Source organism: Peribacillus sp. B-H-3, assembly GCF_048572925.1.
Taxonomy (GTDB): domain Bacteria; phylum Bacillota; class Bacilli; order Bacillales; family DSM-1321; genus Peribacillus.
Genome location: NZ_CP183879.1, coordinates 2,623,631 through 2,645,436, shown reverse-complemented (window position 1 = coordinate 2,645,436; position 21,806 = coordinate 2,623,631). Strand labels below are relative to the sequence as shown.

Sequence of the window (21,806 nt, the reverse complement as noted above, 5' to 3'; positions counted from 1 at the left end):
TAATTGTCCCTTATCACTTAAACAATCCTTTACTATCATATTCCTTTTCACTAATAAATTGCAACAAAAAGCCCGGCGGATCACACAGTTGGCAGACGCATACATATTGTTTTTGTATATTCTGCTCTATTATGATGCCTTTTCAGCATGACTCCTGTTCAAAGATGCCAAAAATCCCCGCTTGTCATACTCGGCAGGGATTTAAGATGCATTCTATTATTGTCGGCTGGGTCTTAATGTTAAGATTATTTTTCAGTAGTTCCACCGCTCAGAATATTTTCAATCAATTCAAGCTCATCCTGTGAGAAATCCAGATTATTAAGAGCTTCTACATTTTCTTCGATTTGGCTAACACGGCTGGCACCGATTAAGGCAGATGTTACCCTTCCATTTCTTAATACCCAGGCTAAAGACATTTGTGCAAGATTCTGGCCTCGTTCTGAAGCCAGGTTGTTCAGCTTTTGCACCCGGCTGATTACGTCTTCTGTGACCCGCTCTTCGCTAAGTGCACCTGTTGATTTAGAAGCTCTTGAACCGGACGGAATTCCATGAAGATATTTGCTGGTCAGCAATCCCTGCGCTAATGGGCAAAAGGCTATCGATCCTACGCCATTTTCCTGCAGAACATCCTGAAGGCCATCTTCAATCCATCTGTTCAGCATGGAATAGTTTGGCTGATGAATAACAAGCGGTGTGCCTAAACGATTCAAGATTTTAACCGCTTCTTCTGTTTGCTCCGCACTATAACTTGAAATCCCCACATAGAGGGCCTTTCCCTGCCGTACTATAGAATCCAGCGCACCCATGGTTTCCTCAACCGGAGTATTCGGGTCAGGGCGGTGTGAGTAAAATATATCAACATAGTCAAGCCCCATCCGTTTTAAACTCTGATCCAGGCTTGCCGTAAGATATTTTCTTGAACCCCAATCTCCGTATGGACCAGGCCACATATAATAGCCAGCTTTAGTGGAAATAATCATTTCATCACGATATGGAGCAAAGTCAGTTTTCAGCATTTCCCCAAACAATTCTTCTGCATATCCAGCAGGTGGACCATAATTGTTTGCCAAGTCAAAATGGGTAATTCCAAGATCAAAGGCTCGCCTTAGCATAGCCCGGCCATTTTCAAATGTATCAACACCGCCAAAATTATGCCAAAGCCCAAGTGAAATGGCAGGAAGCATAAGTCCTGATTTTCCGCTCCGATTATATTTCATACTTTCGTACCGATTTTCAGCTGCCTGGTAGACCATGTTTTCTTCTCCCCATTTCTTAGATAATCATCTTTGCTAAAAGAAACCTTACATTTCACAGAATTGCCAGCTCCTGTATAAATTGAACATCTCTATGAATATTTTCTGAGTTATCGGATTCCGTATCCAAAGGATAACAAAGATAGCGTTTACATTCCAGCAAAAAGAATGCAGATGACTTTCCGGTCATCTGCTTCTTTGAATATATTTTGATAACATGCATCAAAGCCAGTCAGGATTACGGGCTATTTCTATTCTTCCTGCAATACTGTTTTGGACTCAGCTATAAGAAAACCTACTTTGTTGTAATAGCTTCTTCAGAAATTGATTTCTCCTGTTTTTGCAGCTCATATGCCATTTTTTTCTCTATTTCACATGAAAGGCATGTGGTACGCTTTTTGAAAAATTCAGTATGGTATTTTGTTTCTTTGCATTCTTTGCAGGTGGTATATAACCTGCTGCTGAATATAGAGAACACTTCATAAATTGCCGTCTTTTTCAGCTCTACAGCATGGCGGTATTTAACAAGGAGATTGGCTGTATTGATAGAGTCTGCCAATCCGCTGTGCCATTTGCCTTCCATAGGGATCTCTCCTAATTCAATTGCTTTTTTCAGCCCTAAAACGTGATTTATATCCGACAGAGCCCGTGAAATTGGAAGCTGGATGTCATTGTAATTTTTTACCCAGCTGACATCAAATCTATTAACTATATAGTTATGCTGAATAATATCCAAATCTGATCTGCTCCAGCTGCATAGATGATAATCTTCTTCGCCTATCCACTCTTTTAGCTTCTTTATGGCTTTCTGCAGAGAAATAGCATTTTTCATTTCTTCCTTTTTCATGCCGATCATTTGGCGGGAACTCTTAGGTATATAATTACCAGGAGGCATAACATATTGCTGAAAAACATCAATAGCTTCTGATGCATTTGCTTCCATGTCTATCTTTACGGCTCCAATTTCAATGATATGCCGCTCTTGTCCCTTTTGATGAGTACGAATGGTTTCCAAATCAAAAACAATTGCATTCATGACATAAACTCCTGACTATAAATTTATTGCAATATATAAAAAATCAGCCTTTAATCAAGGCTGTGAATTTTTTTAATAAACTTAATTATAGCATACCATCTTAAAAAGAACGTAACGACATCTCATAGTTTCAAAATTACGGTGATCTTCCCTCTTAAAAGAAAGTGGTTAAACGTTATAGCCACAAATATCAATATGTTGCAGATACGCAAAAAAGCAGCCGCAGCTGCTTTTTACGGAACTTTTACAACGAAAGGAACAACGAAAACCTGTCCGTCTTGCTGAAATTGTCCCCATATTTTATAAGTCCCCTTTTCAGGAAATCTTGTCATGAAAGTAACCTGTGACTTTTTCCAGTCTGATTTCATCGGATGAATATGCAGGTACTGGTTCCAATCATCACTGATTGCCACACAATGCCCCATAGCTCCTAAATAAGGCTGCAGCCTGGCGGGTTTATTTGTTTTGGCATCTAGTATTTTGAAGGTCATATTCAGATTCATGCGGGCCATGACATGATCAAATGTTAATGTTACTTCTTTTCCATTTATAGTCTTGGTTAAGGATGTGTCAGGCACAATAGGCATTGCTGCAGGCTTTTCACCTGAGATATGCAGCACATGCTGGGCTACGCCATTATCGCCGCTTCCTTTAGGTGTAAATTCGGAGATGAGTTTGTAGTCCCCACCCGCCGGAAACTCGGCAGATATATCAAAGCGGCCATTCCCTTTATAAACAGGATGAATATGCGAGAAATATGTAAGGTCTTTGTTCACAATGATTAAATGCATCTTTTTTTCATGAACTGTATCGAATTTTTGAATAAGCTGGCCAGTTTTATCTTTAATAAAAATAGAGATGGGCACCTTTTTGTTTGGTTTCATTATATCGGGGGTTTTCCAGTCCGACCTGGTTGGTATTACATTCATATTCATACTGTTCTTATTATGATTCATATCCATAGGAACGCGAACGGTATTGCAGCTAGCCAATAAAATGGTGCAGCAAAAAAGGATCAGCACTAAAAAAAATCGATTCAATGATTGCTCCCCTTTCATGTATTGTCCTTTTATATTATAACAAATCTAAAAATCGAAGGTTCACAATTATTCTTTTGTCTTTATAGGGATTAATCATTATGTTTACCCGCAGCTGCCATGTCCTTTATGACAAAGCTGTTTAAAACAAACTTGCTCTCACCTTAACCTATCAAAACAGGCCATTTTCTTCACCTTAAAAGAAAATGGCCGCCGCTTATGGAAAAAGATTTATGTTTGAACATCAGCCAGCAAATCACATGGCTTCAATTGCCTGTTTCACAGTAGCATACACTTGAAACGAAGAAAAGTCAGCACCTGACGCTATTACCCTCGAAGCGAGTTCGGGCCTGATACCAGTAAAAACGACCTGAATGCCCAGCAGGCGAAGAACTTTATAGACATTGAAGATATGGCTTGAAACTGTTGTATCGATCGTTATTATTCCCGAGAAGTCTATAATCAGACAGGTAACTTCATGACCAGGGATTTTTGGTATAACTGTATTAATCAAATGATCAGCTCTGTCAGAATCAATAGATCCGATTAAAGGCAGTACAGCAAGTCCATCCTGAATGGGCACAATTGGTGATGATAACTTATCTATTTCATTTTTAGCCGTTTTGAGCATTTCCTGATTGCGGCGTTCAAAAGCAAATACTGTTTCATTAATGCTCAAATCCAGCATATGGTTGACCCTTTTTAGAATGAGAACGACCTCTTCTGTATTAAGCTGATGTTTTAATCCGATTTTCAGAAAATAATCTGCAAAGGCTATCCTTGTTTCTGGATAACGAAGGAGAATATCAGATATATGTCCTCCTGAATAGGCAGTTTTTTCGCCATTTTCCTTACTCCATTTAATCAAGCTTTTAGGTACAGAACCTTCCGTACAGGTAATGGATTCACCCAGGAATTTAAGAAATTCCACATACATCGCTCTTGCTTCATTTATGTCTTTTGCGGGAACCTCAAAATCAAATTTATTTATAATTTCATTAACAATTCCATCCGCTAAAAGATGTGCATGTTCTATCAGGTAGTTTGCGATCGCAGACAATTTAATCAAATTTAGGTCACGTCCCACTTCTTATGATAAGTTTATGGCTTAAACAGGCAAATGGAAATGCCTTTTTTGTTTATATATATTCATAACATATTTTTTTCAAAAGAGAAAATAAAACATGAAAAATTCCTTCATTATTTCACTAATAGGTTTCAATGACCTGGAAGCTATTAAAAATTTGTTTCTGCTGCTTCCTTGCAAAAAGCACCAAAATGAAAAGACAAGACAGAAACATTCCGCTATGTCTTACGGCGCTTGCTTATTTTCCAATCCCAGCAGTGCTTTCTGAAGATTGCCCTTCACTTCGATATCTTTAAAATCGATGCCAATATTTATAACAGTCTGGGCAATTTCCGGACGGACGCCGGTGACGATTGTCTTGACTCCAAGCAGCCTTAAGGCATCTATTACCTTAAAAATTTGATCAGCAACCATTGTATCGACAATCAAGACACCTGACAAGTCCACGATTAAGTGAGATAATTTTAATTTTCCTGCTTGCTTCAAGGTTTCTTCCATTAACAGGGCCGCTCTTTCTGTATCAACATTCCCGATCAATGGGAGAATGCCGACTCCCTGGGTAAGGGGAACCACAGGGACTGATAATTCCAAAAATGCACTTTTAGCATTTTCTAACGTTGTTTGATGATTCTTGATAAAAGTCAAACTAAAAAAATAGGCTGCTTTATCTAACAGGGGGTCAATAATGCTCCCAGCTTTGAGAACCAAATCAGCCGACATCCCTTTTTCCTTAATACCTTCGCTGACTACTTTCCAAATGCTTTTCCGGTATGCAGCTGTATCGAGCAATGCTTCATCTAAGGGAATGCCCAGATTGAAAATATATTCTCCGGTTTCCTTTCCCCATTTTGCAAGCCTTGCATCCAATGCTTCTTCATCATAAATCAGTTTAAGGGCATCTCCAAACATGCAGATCAAGCCGGCTCTCATTTGAAGGATTTCTTTTTCTATACTAGCAAACTGATGGCGTTCTTCTTCAGAAACTCCCTCCAATCTGCTTTCGTTAACTTCTTTCACTATAAATTCTTTATTTTTTATGATTAAATCTCCTAAGTAATTTAATTCAGTTTTCATTGTTTCCTCCAAGGAATAAATTAAATATAGCCTATTTATATAACACCACAATACTAAAAAATTGTCTATGTTAAGTTAATTAGCAGGCTGCTTTCAAATTGCGCAGAAAGCCTTAATTTGTAAAAATCCTTTAAAGGCCGAAGAAAATCATTAAAATAAATAGAATTTTTAGATAAATAATTCTTTTTAAGACATTTTTTCGGTATAATAGATCCTATACTAAATAAAGGGGGACGCATTATGACCAAGACACTGCTCAATGGCCCCTTTAAAGCTGACCATGTTGGCAGTTTTTTAAGGCCAGAAAGAATAAAAAGGGCCCGTTTGCAAAAACAAAACGGGGAAATTACCGCTGATCAGCTGCGTTCTATTGAAGACGAGGAAATTATATCCCTCGTTAAGAAGCAGAAGGAAGCGGGCTTATCTGCCGTAACTGATGGTGAGTTCAGACGCGCATGGTGGCACTTTGACTTTTTATCCGGACTAGATGGTGTAGAGCTTTATGAAACAGACACCGGAATCCAATTCAATGGTGTCGAGACAAAGTCACATGGAGTAAAAGTGACTGGCAAAGTAAAATTTGGGAATCATCCAATGCTTGAAGATTATAAGTTCCTTCACAGCCTGGCCGGAGACCATATTGCTAAATTCACCCTTCCAAGCCCAAATATGCTTTTTTTCAGAGGGAAGATAGAAAAAGAAGCTTATACCGAAAATGATGAACTTTTTTCTGACTTGGTTACTGCCTATCAAGATGCCATAAAAGCATTTTATGATGCAGGATGCCGCTACCTGCAGCTAGATGATACTTCTTGGTCCGTCTTTTTCTCAGAAAAAGGACAAAAGCAGATTAAAGATAAAGGGTATAACTCTGAAGAGCTTGCAGAGCTTTTTGCACGCTGCATCAATGAAAGCATTGAAGGCAAACCCGAAGATATGGCCATTACCATGCATATCTGCAGAGGCAATTTCAAATCTTCTTATACAGCAAGCGGCGGTTATGAAAGTGTATCTGAAATCATTTTTGGCCAATTAAAGGTTGATGGATTGTTTTTAGAGTTTGATGATGAATGTTCAGGCGGATTCGAACCCATGCGCTATGTAAATAGAAGTGACCTTCAAATTGTATTGGGCCTGATTACTTCTAAACATGGCGAACTGGAGGATTCCCAGAAAATAAAGCAGAGGATTTTGGAAGCTGCACAATATGTGAATCTTAATCAACTCTGCTTAAGCCCTCAATGCGGGTTTGCCTCTACTGAAGAAGGAAATCTTCTTACAGAAGAACAGCAATGGAATAAGATTAGGCATGTCGTTTCAATAGCCGGAGAGATCTGGTAATAACCATTCTTTACAAAAAACCTTCCAAAAGTCATATTTGGAAGGTTTTTTCATCTGCATCTTTTAGAGATGCTTCTCATCATTTGACGGCAAATAGGCCATCCCCTGGCTTACCAGGGTATCATAAGGAATCGTCACGACAGACCAGCAATCATCACAATATTGGTTTCCCATATTATTGTAGACAATTTCTTTTTTTCTTTTACACATAGAGCATTTCATCGGCAATCTCCTTATCATTTTTCAGAAGTATGCCCTAACAGCCTGCACTTTAATCAGCATTACCTTGCTTTTAGTAAATATTTATGTATTCCATACAATTACTTGTATAAAGAAAAAAGATAATTAATTGGAGCAAATTCTTTTAAACTATGCTAAAGATGGGATTTCCCTTGCGCTTTTTCTGTATCTGCTAATATGGCATATCCCTAGAATCAGTAAAGAATTTAAGTCTGAAATGAAGGAAATGGAAGTCAGGCATATAACAGAAACGAGACGGATAAAAACGAAGTATAATAAGGAAATGCAAAAGCTCGAAGAAAAGTCAGAAGTTGTAAAAAGGAATTAATGTCCAAAATTCAGACCCTTTATTTTTTTTTATTTAATCTCTATAAACCAGACACCCAATTCAACATCAAAATATGGATGTGATGCAGCCTGATAGGTTTCTTTGTCATCATGTTCATATAAGAAGGGCTGACCATCCGGATGAAACATTCTAAAGTGGTCTCCTGCCTTTAATTGTTCATAATGGGATTCTGTATAACTTCCATCTTTATGAATTTCGAATTTTTTAGGTTCTAATATGTCCATCAGTGAACACCTCCTGTTAGTGTTATGCCTTTTTAACGGATATTTTATACCTTGAGGCTTGTTGAAAGGCTTCTTTCAAATAAACAATAGCAATTCTGTAAAAGCACTTGAAGCTTACGCATTTGGGGACAATATTGGAAAAGCATTAAACACGCAAGCTGTAAGTATCAATTAATGGCGTTATTGCAGCATAAAAAAAACCTTGATTTCTCAAGGCTTCATGTTTAAATATCTATCAGATATGAACGCAGAGGATTTCACAGTCTTCATTTCCATCATTATAAGCAATATGCTCATGCCCTGCCGATATAAAAATTGTTTCACCCTCCGAAATCCTGTGTGTTTCACCTGTATTTTCCGTTACAATGGAGCCGTTTGTAATAATTGAATAAACATTTTCCCCGTGATCTGATATTTCAGAAAGAGGAATACGCTTACCAGGCGGAATAATGTTTTTTTGCAAATTAAAATTACCGGTTAAGGCACAATGTGAAAATACGGACCTCATGGAAACAGGAGCCTTCGGATTTCCTGAAGTGTTTCGATTGATAGTACTTGCATGTAATTCCTCCTCCTTAAGATCATCATTAGTGTTAAGCAGTAAATTTGTACTAATTAATTACCCTGAATAAAGGTTAATTAAACCTAGTTTTTCTAACAGGCTGATTCATAATGCCTGCAATCGCTAGACCTTATAGAGATGCAGCTTTCTATATTTGCTATTATAACAAAATATTTAGATTTTTCAAACTACACAACTTTTGAAAATAGCCTTTTAGCTTTGCCGGCTTATTTCCGGACATAGGCTTCTCCTCGATCACTTAGGGGTCAACATTCATATATATCTTTAATAGCATACAGTTAGACTCTTTGTTAAAAGCCGGCTAAAGCACCACACTGGCGATGAATTACATCTCAGTTTTAATACTTTTGAATGCCTGTTTGTACCCTTCTAAACCTGCTCTATCAATTAATCCTATGTTTCCGCAGTTCAGGCACCTATATGGCAGTGTGCCTCCGAAACCTGAAGCATGAGACATATAAGGCTCATCTCTTACCCCTTCAAATATTTTATGCTGATCAGCTAGTTCCCCTACCCCATGAGGAAAATACCTTCCATAAGGCTGTACAGCTCCTTTATTTTTGCAGCGCAGGCAAATGGCATTGTAGGCGACCGTAAAAAGTTCCGTATACTGTTTCAATGAATCACCCCTTAAAAAATACTGATAACGTATGTATATTTCCAGGGAGGCTGAGACATGTGCTTATAATTGAGCCCGACGGTGAAAATCAGCAAAAAATTAATAATCTCTTACAGAAATCTTCATAATTTGTTAACAACTATCATGTAACCTGTTTATATTGAGCTAGAAATCTTCTCGCTCAGTACCCCCTTTAATTATATATCTTTCAAATCTTGGCCTGGCATTAGCCGGGTTTTTTTGATGTAAAAGTATGAGCATAATGCACGAAAAAACCCGGATCCATAAGGAACCGGGTTAGGCATTTTTTATAAGCAAGCCGCACTTGCCGTAGTTAAGTAAGAAAGTTTTAAACCACCACTCCTCAAAGTGGGTGTTTGCAAAAACATTCCTGTACGTCCTCCGAGTCAGTGACTGAGGCATGACATTCCTGTTTTGATATAAAACTCCCTATTACAGCTTAAAGGTTAAAACTTTATTATCCATACGTACAACGCAGCTTGTGTATTTATATTACATGATTTGCGGTAAAAGCACAAGGTTAATGATCTGGTAAAATCATTTACAAAAACTTGCTATATTCAATTCATGCTGGTCTTTTTTTCGGAATGCTTTAATGTGCCCGGTTAATAGGCAATGTAAACTTCACCATTACTGCTGATCCCAATAGATTGAAAGCTGCTGGTAAAATCGGATTCCTCAATGATTTCCTGGTGTGCCTTGGCCCACTTTTCTTCACCGCTTCTGAATGCTTCCCGGTCAAGCACAAGTACATAAATGTCAATTTGTTCTCCATTTATTTCCTTTGTGCTTTTTAGGATAAAATCATCACCATATTTTTTCTTGAAATAAGCACTTGCTTCTTCGCTGCTTTCAAATGCAGGCAGCTCCTGATCATCTGTTTCTGTAATTCTTTGATGCAACTTATTACCCTCCTTTAATGAAACAATCCAATTATATATGATTTTCTTTAAAAATGGGTGGATAACGATTCTTCAAACACAATTTAAGAAGTTATTATACATGTTCCCAATGATTATGGACCAGCATGATTTCGCAAGGCTCTTTGCAAATGTATTAATGAAATGAACACAGAGTAAAAACAGTGTTGTTTTCATGCATGACAAAAAGCATGAGATATTCTCGCAGTATGTGCGAATACTCATGCTTATCAAGCTTAACAATTTTTATATGTGTACAGAATTTTTTGAGTAGTCGTTTTGGCGGGAAGGGATCACAGGATATCTAAATAGTGCTGCAGGACTCTTGGCGGGAAGAAATGCAAAGGCAGAGGGCGTAAGGATAAAATAGTTGTAGTGGGCATAACAGCGTCCTGCTGTGCTTGTTTCAGGCAGTTGTACATGGCTTTTCCGCCGACTGAATTGGCAGAATGAATGGTAATGCGGTTTGCAAATAGTTTTTCTCTGATCATCATCTGCACAAGCAAAAAACCATTTCTGGTTTTGCTAAGCAAGTCATGATCCAAAGATAAATGCTCAATCCGGAAATTCCGCAGCAGTTCCAGGCACTCATCAATCGTTTCTGCTAAAACATAACCAAGCGGCGCTCTTCTGTGGTCATCTAAGAATACACTGATTTTTTCCATTTTAACTCCTTCCCTTATACAAGGGGATAGCAAAAATCGAACCTGCCTTGGATAATATTATATTATTTATTAGTACAATACTAACACAATATTTGTTGCATGAACACCCTACATTATGATAAAATTTTACTTTTTGATAAATTATTTACATTTCGGAGGGGATTTTCCTTGAAATATTCAAGAGGGAATTAAAAATTGGCGGGCATGGAATGTTTATGCTAATTTACTAATAGTTCTGCAGATATGGAATATATCTTCTATGATACATATCCTTAATTTGCTATCATGGCATTTCATATATTCTGCGTATAATTTCATTAATTCTTTTATAAAAATTAACTTCTCGCTATCAAGGAATGCCATATTGTTCTCCTTGCATAAATTTACCCGTAAATTTAATTCCCCCAATATCAGTTTAAATCCTAATCCTGGTTTTACCTAATTTTAAGATGCCAGCATTACATTATTTCTAAAAGCATACAATCAGCTGAAGGATTACTGGTTCTTTTCCGGCAACTGCCGATTTTCCTTCAGCACCGATAATACTGCTTCTTCAATTTCTTTATACCCTGTACACCGGCAAATATTAGAAGAAAGCCATTCTGTTATTAAACTTTTATCTGGATTAGGATGATTAAGGAGCAGCCCGTGTATATTCATGATAAATCCCGGGGTACAGTAGCCGCATTGAAAAGCGAAATGATCGACAAACGCTTTTTGAATTGGCGAATCCACAAGTCCTTCTATCGTCGTTATATCAGAGTCCTCAGCTTCTATAGCTAAAACAAGGCATGACTTCATTGGCCTGCCATTCATCAGTATAGTGCAAGCTCCGCAATCACCATTGCGGCAACCTGGCTTTGCTCCTGTCAGGCCCTGTCTTCGCAAAACATCCAGCAATATATCAAAGGCTGTAATTGCTGTTTCATAAATCTTTTCATTAATTTTTATTGAAGCAAGATATGTATGGGCCATTATACATCACCTTCTAATAAAGTAAAAAAGTCCAACAGAGTATTTTTCAGCACAAATAACCGGTAGTCGCTTGACCCCTCTAAATCATTGAGGACAGGTGCAGGCAATTCGCTGAATGAAGCCAATACCCGGTCCCGGAATGATTTGCTCCTGTCATTTAAAGCTTTTTCCATTTCAAGTGAGCGAAATGGGAAGGAACACAAACCACTAAAGGCAAAGCGGAGCATATCTCCTGTTTTCATTGAAGCGACTGTTATCAGCGGGTACCCTGTATCCCACTGCTGCCTTCTTTTCACACTTGCAAACGGCAGATTCAAATATTTCGTGTGAGTGGAAATTTGCACTAAAAGCTCTCCTTTTTCCAGGAGCATTTCTTTTTGAAAAGCTTTCAGTATTGGTCTCCTTTTAATTCCATCCCTGGAGGCAATGTAAACCATACTGTCTGATAATAAAAAAGGCAGTATAGCTTCGCGGTAGAAAATATTTCCGCACATATTGCCTCCGATAGTTATTTTATTCCTTGAGGTTGCATCAGCAACGCCCCTAGCCGTTTGAGATAAAAGCGGAAAATCCTGTTTTTCATCAAACGAAGACAGCGGCAAGGCAGCCCCAATTACAAGATGGTCCTCTGCCATTTTATATACCTTGCATTCGGGAATGCCCTTGATGTCTATGAAGACATTTGCCGAAATCAGATTAAGGCGGCCAAGCGTTATGATTTCCGTTCCTCCGCTAAAGAAGATGGGTTTTTTTCCTGTAGAATCAAGGATGTAATATAATTCCGCCGCTTCCTGAATGGTTTGCGGCTTGTAATAATCCCGATCATATGAAATCAATTCCTCTCCCTCCCGTTTTTTCTTTCCAGATCGTTTCAGGAATTAATGGAAGCCGGGTCAAAGAAACTCCAGCAGCTAGGGATAAACTGTTTCCGAGCGCCGCAGGCATACCAAGAATGCCATGCTCTCCCAATCCCCTTGCGCCAAATGGAGCTTCTCCGTGCGGCAATTCAATAAACTCACAAATATATTCGGGTTCTTCCCCAAATCTCAGCGGCCTGTACGTTCTAAGCTGGAAATTAAGGACTCTGCTGTAATCATCGAAATAAAAGGTTTCCCTTCCGCCGAAGGCAAGGCCCATGCTCATGGCACCCATTATCTGCCCTTCCGCCATTTTTCTGTTTAAAACCCTGCCGGCATCCATAACCGAAAAAGCCCTTTTGATTTTATAGGTGTAATGACGCGTATCAAACTCAACTTCAACTCCCTGTGCACCTACTTCCCATTCAGGGCCCGGGTTGCCTTCGCCTGTTTCCTGATCCAAATACGTTATCCCCCGCAGTACATATTGTCCTTTTCCAAGCAGCGGACCTCCAATTGTATTTCCATTTGGAAAGGTATAGCCATTCACGATCTCTTCAAAATATAGTCCAGACGCAGGATCACTTCTTAAATACACCCTTCCGCCGCCAATATCAAAATCCTCTGCCGGAGCTTTCAGCACACATGAAGCAATATGCTTTATTTGCGATACCGCGTCTTTTGCTGCCTGTTCTGCTGCCCTGCCTGCCATCAGGATTCCCCGGCTTGCTACGGTTTTCCAGTGCTGAGGAGTACTTTTGGTATTCACATCCATTTGGACATGGACCTTTTCTATATCAATTTTCAGTATTTCTGCCACTATTTGCGCCAAAACTGTTTTCGTGCCAGTGCCAATTTCAACAACTCCCGAAATAAGGTTAACACTGGCGTCATCATTGAAGGTCAAAAATACTCCAGATCCCGAATTCACATCAATCGTAGAGTTTTTCCATACACAGCTTATTCCTTTAGCAATCACTTTATGATCGCCAGCCGGGATCATTTGGCCTTTATCCCAATCCATGGCGATTTTCAGCCGCTGGATGCAGGCAGGCAAATTCCCGACATTGCCTTTATTCAATAGAACTTGTGTCGGAGTGGTATGTCCCGGCATGATACTATTTCTCTCTCTTAAATCAAGAGGATCCATGTGAAGCTTTTTTGCAAGGATATCCATCGTCCTCTCAAAGGCGAATAATACTTCAGAATGGGCAAACCCCCTAAATGGCGATGCATATGGATGGTTCGTATACATGCACAGCGAGTCGCAGCTGATATTTTCAATGTGATAAGGTCCCGTGCAATCCACCGCTCCCGCCCTGCTGAGATCTGCCGCTTTATCTGCATATGCTCCTCCGTCCCATAAATAAAAAAGCTCTGCCGCTTGAAGCTTGCCGTCTTTTGTGCACCCGATTCTCACAGTAGCATCAAGGCCAATATGGCAGGGTGATGTAATCATATCTTCTTCACGGGAATTAATCACCCTGACAAGACGGCCGCCTACAGCCATGGAAGCAATGTAAGCTAAAAATTCAAGCTGTATGGAAGCTTTCCCGCCGTATCCTCCGCCTACAAACGGTGTTTTTACTGTGATTTTCCCGCTGTCTACACCAAAATAGTCGCTGATCAGACGCTTAATCATAAAAGGAGCTTGTGATGAAGACGTAATGATTACGTTTCCATCCTCCTTGATTTCACATAGCGAGCATCTCGTTTCCATTGCCGCATGATCAGAAGGAGAAAATGAAAAGTGTTCTTCCGCAATTACTTCACAAGATTCCCAGCCTTTATTCATATCTCCCTTCCTGATTTTGGACAGGTTAGCGATATTGGTGCCAGGAACCGGGTATGCAGAAGAAATTTTCTCATACATCCCGAGTCTTTCATGTAAAATCGGCGCTTCCTTTTTCAGGGCCTCTCTTGGTGTTTTCACATCAGGCAGAGGTTCATATATAACAGATATGGAATCTGCTGCAGCCTTGGCCAGCCCAGGTGTATCGCCTATTACTAAAGCAACTGTCTCCCCATAGTGTCGAACCCTTTCACAGGCAATAGGGTAACGGTCTCTGATTTCTTCTCCTGTTAATGGCAGATTTTCTCCTGTAATGACTTTCCATATGCCTTTCATGTGCGATGCCTGAGAATAATCTATCTTTTTGATTATGGCATGTGCATAAGAACTTACAACCTTATATACATGCAGCATTCCTGGTCTCCAATCATCTCCAGTATACTTCGCCTGTCCTGTTACTTTTTCCCAGGCATCTTTTCGAATCACGCCTTTTCCTATAACCTCCAATCCTACTTTCCACCTCACTTATCAGCTATTTTTTAGTTCTATGCCATTAAACTTCCCTCGAAATATTTTACATTTTCAGAACTGAACATAATCCATTTTATGCAAAGCCCTGGATACAAATGTTAACGAATCCTAAAATCAGGCAGGACAGCGCAACTGTATCTATGTACAAGCCCGTTTTTTTAAAATTACAGTATGGGGGAAACACACAGCCAAAAATTTGCATAAGATGATAGCAGCCCATGAATGAGATAGTTAGTGGTATTCATGGAAATTTCATCTTACTAAAGGAGTGTTATTATATGACTTTTGGCGGCGGTTATGGTTTTGGTTCAGGTTTTGCTTTGATTGTGGTTTTGTTTATTCTTTTGATTATTATCGGGTGCAGCTGTTATGGAGGATATGGCGGAGCAGCAGTTTAAAAGTACACATAAAAAGAAAGCGGAATTTTCTTGCTTCTAAGCAAAAAAGGATTATAATGAGGGTAAACTTGTCTGCTTAGGAGTTGAAAGTGCATGCTTTCTAATATTGGCCTGCCAGGAATAATTTTAATTACCGTTCTTGCATTAATCGTATTTGGTCCAAACAAGCTCCCTGAAATGGGCCGCGCAGTAGGTGCTTCATTGCGTGAATTTAAAAAAGCGACCTCCAATTTAGCTGATGACATAAAAGAAGATATTAAGATTGATATAGAACATGCTAAAAAGGATGCTGAAAAATAATCACAAAAGGCACCAAGGCCATCGCCTTGGTGCCTTTTTTTGGCTGAACCCCTCTTTGGTTAATCATGAAAGGGCTCAGAAAAACAGCCTGTTAACGCAGATTGGTAAATCGCCATGATGTCTTCCTTTTTAAGCGGAAGCGGACTTCTTGCCAAAAGGCGTTTTTGTTTTTCTCCTTCCTCTGACAGCTTTGCAATATTCTCGGGCAAGATTCCGTATTCCCTGAGGGTATCTGGAATGCCGACATCACAGACTATTCTCCTCAATTCCTCTACACATCTTAAGCTCGCTTCCTCTTCTGAAAGAAAAGCTGAATGGCACCCCATCGCATTCAGTATATCCGCCATTTTTTTCTTGCAGGCTTTACGGATATATCCCATTACATAAGGAAGAAGCACCGCATTTGATTCTCCATGAGAAAGGTGGAACTGCCCGCCCATAGGGTAAGCCAGGGCGTGGACACCCGCAACACCAGCATTAAAGAATGCAAGTCCGGCAATATAGCTTCCATGGCACATATCTGTCCGTGCCTGCTTGTCATTACCGTTTTGGACCGCCCTTCGAAGTGATCGTGAAATAAGGCGGATAGCATGAAGAGATAATGCCTCCGTCTCAGGGCTGCTGTTTAGGGAAACATAAGATTCTACAGCGTGTGTCAAAGCATCCATCCCGGTTGCTGCAGTCACTTTAGAAGGAACAGATAAAGTCAGCTTAGGGTCTGCTATAACTATATCCGCGAGCAAAAAGTCATGTGTGATTACATCCTTGGTTCCATCAAGGGAAAGAACGGAAATATTCGTAACTTCAGAGCCTGTGCCGGCAGTGGTAGGAATAAGAATTTTCGGCAGGCCTTTTCTTGAATCTTCCTTGTTCCCGTCAGGTTTAAATAATCTGCAGCACTTCCTCCCTGTACTGACAGGACGGCAGCGAGCTTGGCCAAGTCCAGTGTACTTCCTCCACCCAGTCCGATTACAAGTTCTGATTTGCTGTTTTTTGCATATGCTATCAACTTTTCCGCAGATTCCAAAGGAGGTTCTGGCACGATGTCAGTATACAATTCAACTTCATATCCGCTATCCCTTAGAGGATTTGCCACTTGATCTGTTATAGAAAGCTCATGAAGTACTGGATCTGCAACTAATAAAATGTTTGTTGCCTGAAACTTGCTTACCGCAGGAAGCAATTGGTCCATTGCTCCCCAGCCGACATAATTTAACGGGGCAAAAACAAGTGCAGCTGACATTTTAATTCCTCCTGTATATTCAGAATGCGCTTACATCATTCTTTAGCCATTTGAAAGAATTCAAGATGCCGAGTAGTATTTCCTTTATTTATAAATTGGGAGTCAAAAAATTAGAAAAACAACATGAAAAAGACGCCTAGCATATGCTGGCGTCTTTGATGCGTTTGCGGCGAAAAGACCGTTGGGCCACATCCCGAACGTGCTTAATAGCATGTCTTTCGTCTTATGCAAATTAGCTCATCGCAAGTAATATCTTATCATGCTTACCGCAAAATTACAAGTAACTATTTAAAAATGATACATTCAGCAAAACTAGTCCTACAATTCAGCATTCCTGAATAAATATGTACGAGCCTGTGTGTAAAACAATGGATGAGGTGAAGAGTAATGAATGCTATCTTAGGCTATATAATTTTAGGATTATCACTTGCAGCGCCAATCGGCCCCATAAATGCTGCCCAGCTCGATAAAGGAATTAAAAATGGTTTCTGGCATGCATGGATTTTAGGCCTTGGAGCAGCCTCTGCAGATATTTTTTATATTTTACTTGTATACTTCGGCCTCGTCCATTTTCTAGAAATCCCCTTTTTAAAGACATTTCTCTGGCTTTTCGGCTTTTTTGTCCTCTGTTATACAGGGATTGAAAGCATCATCAAATCCGGGAATATTCAAAATGACAGGCACCATAAGAAAGAATCCTTGATCAAATCCTTTTTCTCCGGCTTTTTCATGTCCTTATCCAACCCCCTCACCATTTTGTTCTGGCTTGGCATTTACGGTTCCGTACTGGCAAATGCTGCTGAAAAATATGAAACAAGGATGCTAATTATATACAGCATGGCAATTTTTTCGGGTATTTTTTTATGGGACATTACAATGGCATTTATGGCAAGCAGTGCAAGAAAATACTTAACCGGCTTTCTGCTTCGCTGTATATCGGTCATTTCAGGTTTATCCCTTATAGGATTTGGCATCTATTTCGGCTTTCAGGCATTTAAATTATTGTTTTTATAAATAATGAATTTTTTTATTCGGGATAACTTTTTTTAACACATCGGCAACATCATAAATAACCAAGTCTTTTATAATTTATCAATCTTTTTCATCAAAAAATATATGCTTTGCTTCAAGCATGTCACCAGCTGTGACAATTCCAAATGAATATTGCTTTTGCCTTCTTTTATCAGTAGGTGATCCAGGATTAAATAACAAACATTTATTTTCATGAGCTATTTTTGGAATATGGGAGTGTCCATAAATAATCATATCAACGTCTTCATCCTGAAAGGCAAAAAGCGCTCTCTTCTCTGTTGTCCACTTTTTGCCGTGACCATGAATTAGGCCAATTTTAAATTGTTTCACAGTTAGAATCAGTTTTTCAGGGAATATTTCTAAAATCTCCTGTGAATCAATATTCCCATAAACGCCTTCCACTTTTCCGTATCTGCACAGTTCTTCGTAAACCTCCATAGTCTGCCAGTCGCCTGCATGCAGAATCAAGTCGGCATTGTTTAGCTCTTTCAATAATATGGAGGGAAGTTTTTTTGCTTTTTTAGGCATATGAGTGTCTGAAAGGACTATAATTTTCATCAGAACGCCTCCTCTCTCTGTCATTTTACCCGCTCACAAAAAAGAGAACCCCTTTTTCTCATTGACGTAAGCTTTTCTGGTTTTTATACTTGATGAACAAAGAAAAGTGAAATTAGGTGAGTATTAGTGGATTTTGATGTTAAATTTCTTTCCTTTTATGTAGTACAGGTAGAAGGAAGCGGAGAACAAGCTGATAAAAAGTTCAAGCATTTTCAAACCATAGATGAACAGGGATATGAAAACAGTCCATTAAAGGAATTCCTGGACGGTGAATTGATGAAAGTCGCCAAAAGAAAGGCTGAACGCCATCCAAAAGCGGAACAGGTTCCTACTAAAATTGGCTTCTTCCTTGTAGAAGAAGGACATGAATTGAATTCAAACCCAAATTATAATTTATTTAACCGTGTACGTTTTGCGGAAACACTGGAAGCATTTCACGAAGAAAACGAACAATTTGTCCGCTCATATCTGGATACGAGTGCTGTCAGGGGCGGAGTTTTTATTGTGGTATCAGCCAAATTAAGCAGGTACTTTGATGAACCTTTTGTATTCTTGCTAAAATGCGATTTTGAGCCAAAAGTTGCAAGCATATCAGATGAACGCTCCCTCATCCGGAACGTTGAAATGGCAATCACCACAAAAAATATGAAATCTATTCAGTATCCTTATATGCCCGAAGAAGGAATGGTTGAAGAAGCCGAGCTGAAAATCCACCAGGCTTCTCATGCCCGCTATTTCGAGGACTTTCTTAAATTTGTGGACTATAAAGAATCTATGCCTGAAATCATGAAGACACAGGTCATGAATATGGTTCAAGAGCATGTATATGAAACCTTTGAAGACAACAGCGAAGAACTGAAGCAGTTTGAAGAAGACCTTGAAATATGGGGAGCGAGCGAAAAACGGGAAATCAGGGAACGCCTTGATACACACCAGGTTATAGAAGTAGTCTCCCAGATTGTCGAGCATACTCCAGAAGCCCAATTAAAAATGAAACTTGGAGAAACCGAAATCAAAGGCCTTCTCGGCAGCTTCGGAGATACCATCCATCTTGGCAAAATCAACGGCAAGTATATCCTGCTCGTGGAATCCGACTCCATCACCTTTGAAAAAGGCGTATCTCCGATAGAATTTCATAAGCCTGATGATCTGCAGGAGATTATTGATAAGATTAGTAGGAAGAGCTTCGAAGATTAAGGAAATCATTGAGAAATAAACCGAATTGAGACCTGCTAAAATGTAGGAAAAACATTGAAACACACGTGATAACATTGAGAAAAGTGACCGATTTGGTGACCCTTCATATGATGGAAAAATCGTTGGTATGATAAGTTATAACGACTCATTTAGTTAATCCATAATAAAAATTTCAAAAACACAGAATCCCTATTTATACCCAGCAATTCGAACTAAACTTAATGCCAAAGACTGCAGTCGACAACCTGACTATGAAGGCGACTCTTCATATGAAAAAGCCTGGGAATACGATGAAGAAAAGGGAGAATATACAGTACAATCAGTAAGCAAAATGATTGTGGAAAGCACATTATTCCCAGCTAATACTACTTATGATAAACTTAGATTTTTAGAGTTTCAAAATTAGACCAATTAAAGATATGAATAGAGATTTTTTTTATTGGTGGGGAAAAAATAGCGTACTTCCTTAATATAATTTAATCACAAGTGTACACGGCTTTTGTTTTATAAATTATTATTGGTTGATTTAAACCATAGAGGCTGGGATTTCCAGGAGGACATATTGAACCTGGTGAAACTCTAGATGAGTGCTTTAAACGGGAAGCACTGGAAGAAGGTTATGTTGAAGGAGAATGTAAGTTATTAGGACATATAATAGTTGACCATAACGAAAATCCATTATGGACAGAAAGTAGTCCATATCCTAAAAATGGTTTTCAAGTATTCTAAAAAATGAATATCATAAAACTGCTCGATTTGAAGGTAAATATGAATCTGCTCAACAAATGTTTGTAAATCCCAATGATGTTTCCTCATATTATCACAAATGGCACATTCTTTATCAGGAAATATTGGATTGTGCTATACAATAGCAAAGACCTTCTAATCACGAAGGTCCTTTTATTCTTTATATTATCAACAATATTCATAGCCTTTTATTTAAAAATAAAAAGAGGAGCAATTTAACTTTCCAGCCTCCTCTTTTGCTACATTTCTAAGATTTAATATCTTTTTAGAACAACATATAACGCTAAGCTTTAATCAACATTTTTAAGATTTGTTGACTTTTTGTCTTTGCGTCTATTTTTACAAACTAAAATATAATTATCCATCTATGGTTTTGCTTTCTTCGATTAAAGAGAATAAGTTTTGATATTGTTCCTTCCATTTTCTTTTACATGGTATAAAGCATTATCAGCCTTTCTCATTAATTCATGTCTTGTCGTTCCATCGATTGGATAAAGAGCGATTCCAATACTGGAAGTTGTTTTGAAGACATAACCATCAATATTCCAGGGTTCTTGAAGAGAGGAGAGAATACGTTTGGCTACCTTTAACACATCTTTTTCCTCTTCAACATCTGTCAGAAGGATAGTGAATTCATCTCCACCCTGTCGTGCAAGCGTGTCACCTTCTCGCAGACAGTTTTTTACTCTGTTGGAGAATTGCTTTAAAAGTTCATCCCCTATGTCATGTCCTAATGTGTCATTAATGTGTTTGAACTTGTCCATGTCCATATACATAACCGCTATCTTACGCCCATATCGCTCTGCTTCTTTTAAGGCTTGTTTTAACCTCTCTTTAAACATTCTTCGATTTGGTAACTTGGTTAACGTGTCATGATATGCCATATAGGATAATTTTTCTTCATACATTCTTCTCTCTGTAATTTCTCTGGATACCACTAAGAAATGGTTAAAACTATTTTTAATGTCAAAGACTGGAGTCACTTTTCCCTCCAGCCATATCCAATTCCCTTTTGTATCTTTAAATCGGTACTCAATCACACCGCCTTCTTTTGTCCTTGCCATTTCATCTAATTGACTACGCACTTTAAGAAAATCTACTTGGTGCATCCAATCTCTTGCACGATTCCCTTCATACGCTTCCGATGGGAAACCTAACACCGAGACATGAGATGGAGAGGCATATCGAAAGAAACCATCCCATTCAATGACACATACTAAATCCGTCATATTTTCTGTAATTAGCCGATACTTTTCTTCACTTTGACGAAGAGCTTCCTCTATTCGTTTTCTACTGGTAATATCATGATACATCATCAAAAATGCTGGATTTTCTTTATGTAGAATCGTAATTCCTGTCACTTCTATATCAATTTGAGTCCCATCCAGACGAATAACTTTTTCTTCAGTGGGAGCGATAGGTATACCCAATTGCGACCATTCTTTAATTCGCCTTTCAATGATATCAACCGATGTGGGATGAAAATAATTCGTAATTTTTTTTCCAAACAGTTCTTCTATAGACTTAGCACCTAATAGGTTAATACATGCTGGATTTACATATTGAATTACACCTGCTTGATACACGACAATGGGTTCTGGAGAGTATTCTACTAATTTCTTATATTGTTCTTCACTTTGTTTTAGAGACCTTTCCAATTGTTTCTGCTTAAATAATAAATCCATTGCTATTTTCCTCCTATGGTAACTCAGCCGTCCTTACAAATG

Annotated in this window: 21 protein-coding genes, 1 other RNA gene and 2 pseudogenes; 6 read left to right on the top strand and 18 right to left on the bottom strand. The window is 38.8% G+C overall.

The features are described from left to right. Positions 1–245: 245 nt before the first annotated feature. The 5 genes from mgrA to ACN6MY_RS13115 all read right to left on the bottom strand — a co-directional run bounded on the left by mgrA (position 246) and on the right by ACN6MY_RS13115 (position 5,487). Positions 246–1,253 carry an L-glyceraldehyde 3-phosphate reductase gene (mgrA, locus tag ACN6MY_RS13135; protein ID WP_419880592.1) on the bottom strand — a complete coding sequence of 336 codons (1,008 nt, stop codon included), beginning with the start codon at positions 1,251–1,253 and terminating at the stop codon, positions 246–248. Between the two features lie 295 nt (positions 1,254–1,548). After that, positions 1,549–2,289, bottom strand: coding sequence for an exonuclease domain-containing protein (locus ACN6MY_RS13130; RefSeq protein ID WP_419880591.1), 741 nt, complete (start codon positions 2,287–2,289; stop codon positions 1,549–1,551). A gap of 233 nt (positions 2,290–2,522) precedes the next feature. Next, positions 2,523–3,329, bottom strand: a complete 807-nt coding sequence (locus tag ACN6MY_RS13125; RefSeq protein ID WP_419880590.1) for a hypothetical protein — start codon at positions 3,327–3,329, stop codon at positions 2,523–2,525. 253 nt (positions 3,330–3,582) lie between these two features. Further along, the gene (locus tag ACN6MY_RS13120) at positions 3,583–4,395 is read right to left on the bottom strand and encodes an STAS domain-containing protein (protein ID WP_419880589.1); all 813 of its coding nucleotides are present in this window, start codon (positions 4,393–4,395) and stop codon (positions 3,583–3,585) included. Positions 4,396–4,638: 243 nt separating this feature from the next. Next, positions 4,639–5,487: an STAS domain-containing protein gene (locus ACN6MY_RS13115; protein ID WP_419880588.1), complete on the bottom strand. Its 849-nt coding sequence runs from the start codon at positions 5,485–5,487 to the stop codon at positions 4,639–4,641. A gap of 240 nt (positions 5,488–5,727) precedes the next feature. On the opposite strand from ACN6MY_RS13115, the gene ACN6MY_RS13110 reads away from it, so the two are divergent. After that, positions 5,728–6,828, top strand: coding sequence for a 5-methyltetrahydropteroyltriglutamate--homocysteine S-methyltransferase (locus ACN6MY_RS13110; RefSeq protein ID WP_419880587.1), 1,101 nt, complete (start codon positions 5,728–5,730; stop codon positions 6,826–6,828). Positions 6,829–6,891: 63 nt separating this feature from the next. Here ACN6MY_RS13110 and ACN6MY_RS13105 read toward each other — a convergent pair whose 3' ends face one another. From ACN6MY_RS13105 to ACN6MY_RS13060, 10 genes are all read right to left on the bottom strand, one after another. Next, a complete protein-coding gene (locus ACN6MY_RS13105; RefSeq protein WP_170846111.1) occupies positions 6,892–7,050 on the bottom strand; it encodes a hypothetical protein in 159 nt (52 codons plus the stop codon). A 375-nt stretch (positions 7,051–7,425) separates the two neighbouring features. Then, the gene (locus ACN6MY_RS13100; RefSeq protein ID WP_419880586.1) at positions 7,426–7,641 is read right to left on the bottom strand and encodes a hypothetical protein; all 216 of its coding nucleotides are present in this window, start codon (positions 7,639–7,641) and stop codon (positions 7,426–7,428) included. 235 nt (positions 7,642–7,876) lie between these two features. After that, the gene (locus tag ACN6MY_RS13095; RefSeq protein WP_419880585.1) at positions 7,877–8,104 is read right to left on the bottom strand and encodes a cupin domain-containing protein; all 228 of its coding nucleotides are present in this window, start codon (positions 8,102–8,104) and stop codon (positions 7,877–7,879) included. A 445-nt stretch (positions 8,105–8,549) separates the two neighbouring features. Further along, positions 8,550–8,843, bottom strand: coding sequence for a hypothetical protein (locus ACN6MY_RS13090; protein WP_419880584.1), 294 nt, complete (start codon positions 8,841–8,843; stop codon positions 8,550–8,552). A 312-nt stretch (positions 8,844–9,155) separates the two neighbouring features. Continuing rightward, positions 9,156–9,348: non-coding RNA, 6S RNA (ssrS, locus tag ACN6MY_RS13085), on the bottom strand. A 121-nt stretch (positions 9,349–9,469) separates the two neighbouring features. Continuing rightward, on the bottom strand, positions 9,470–9,766 hold the full coding sequence (locus ACN6MY_RS13080) for a hypothetical protein (protein WP_419880583.1): 297 nt from the start codon (positions 9,764–9,766) through the stop codon (positions 9,470–9,472). A gap of 311 nt (positions 9,767–10,077) precedes the next feature. Then, positions 10,078–10,449, bottom strand: a complete 372-nt coding sequence (locus tag ACN6MY_RS13075) for a cyclic-phosphate processing receiver domain-containing protein (RefSeq protein ID WP_419880582.1) — start codon at positions 10,447–10,449, stop codon at positions 10,078–10,080. A gap of 495 nt (positions 10,450–10,944) precedes the next feature. After that, on the bottom strand, positions 10,945–11,424 hold the full coding sequence (locus ACN6MY_RS13070; RefSeq protein WP_419880581.1) for a (2Fe-2S)-binding protein: 480 nt from the start codon (positions 11,422–11,424) through the stop codon (positions 10,945–10,947). Beyond that, a complete protein-coding gene (locus tag ACN6MY_RS13065) occupies positions 11,424–12,260 on the bottom strand; it encodes an FAD binding domain-containing protein (protein WP_419880580.1) in 837 nt (278 codons plus the stop codon). Before ACN6MY_RS13065 ends, ACN6MY_RS13070 begins: the two co-directional genes overlap by 1 nt. Then, positions 12,247–14,580 (bottom strand): xanthine dehydrogenase family protein molybdopterin-binding subunit, encoded by a 2,334-nt coding sequence (locus ACN6MY_RS13060; RefSeq protein WP_419880579.1) that lies wholly within the window; start codon positions 14,578–14,580, stop codon positions 12,247–12,249. The genes ACN6MY_RS13065 and ACN6MY_RS13060 overlap by 14 nt, the downstream gene beginning before the upstream one ends. Positions 14,581–14,882: 302 nt before the next feature. Between ACN6MY_RS13060 and ACN6MY_RS13055 the strand changes: the two genes are divergently transcribed. Both ACN6MY_RS13055 and ACN6MY_RS13050 read left to right on the top strand, forming a co-directional pair. Continuing rightward, positions 14,883–15,002: a YjcZ family sporulation protein gene (locus tag ACN6MY_RS13055; RefSeq protein ID WP_419880578.1), complete on the top strand. Its 120-nt coding sequence runs from the start codon at positions 14,883–14,885 to the stop codon at positions 15,000–15,002. Positions 15,003–15,095: 93 nt separating this feature from the next. After that, positions 15,096–15,302 (top strand): twin-arginine translocase TatA/TatE family subunit, encoded by a 207-nt coding sequence (locus ACN6MY_RS13050; protein WP_071353609.1) that lies wholly within the window; start codon positions 15,096–15,098, stop codon positions 15,300–15,302. A gap of 59 nt (positions 15,303–15,361) precedes the next feature. Here the strand turns inward: ACN6MY_RS13050 and ACN6MY_RS13045 are convergent. Beyond that, positions 15,362–16,545 (bottom strand): annotated as a pseudogene (locus ACN6MY_RS13045) (iron-containing alcohol dehydrogenase). A 387-nt stretch (positions 16,546–16,932) separates the two neighbouring features. Here ACN6MY_RS13045 and ACN6MY_RS13040 point away from each other — a divergent pair. Then, on the top strand, positions 16,933–17,559 hold the full coding sequence (locus ACN6MY_RS13040; protein ID WP_419880577.1) for a LysE family transporter: 627 nt from the start codon (positions 16,933–16,935) through the stop codon (positions 17,557–17,559). A gap of 78 nt (positions 17,560–17,637) precedes the next feature. Here ACN6MY_RS13040 and ACN6MY_RS13035 read toward each other — a convergent pair whose 3' ends face one another. Further along, positions 17,638–18,135, bottom strand: coding sequence for a metallophosphoesterase family protein (locus ACN6MY_RS13035; RefSeq protein ID WP_419880576.1), 498 nt, complete (start codon positions 18,133–18,135; stop codon positions 17,638–17,640). A gap of 126 nt (positions 18,136–18,261) precedes the next feature. Here ACN6MY_RS13035 and ACN6MY_RS13030 point away from each other — a divergent pair, with 126 nt between their 5' ends. Together ACN6MY_RS13030 and ACN6MY_RS13025 are read left to right on the top strand one after the other, a co-directional pair. Further along, positions 18,262–19,332 (top strand): DUF3900 domain-containing protein, encoded by a 1,071-nt coding sequence (locus tag ACN6MY_RS13030; protein WP_419880575.1) that lies wholly within the window; start codon positions 18,262–18,264, stop codon positions 19,330–19,332. A 479-nt stretch (positions 19,333–19,811) separates the two neighbouring features. Continuing rightward, a pseudogene (locus ACN6MY_RS13025) lies at positions 19,812–20,204 on the top strand (NUDIX hydrolase). Positions 20,205–20,465: 261 nt separating this feature from the next. Here the strand turns inward: ACN6MY_RS13025 and ACN6MY_RS13020 are convergent. Beyond that, complete coding sequence (locus ACN6MY_RS13020) at positions 20,466–21,764, bottom strand: diguanylate cyclase domain-containing protein (protein ID WP_419880574.1); 1,299 nt, start codon at positions 21,762–21,764, stop codon at positions 20,466–20,468. Between the last annotated feature and the right edge of the window lie 42 nt (positions 21,765–21,806).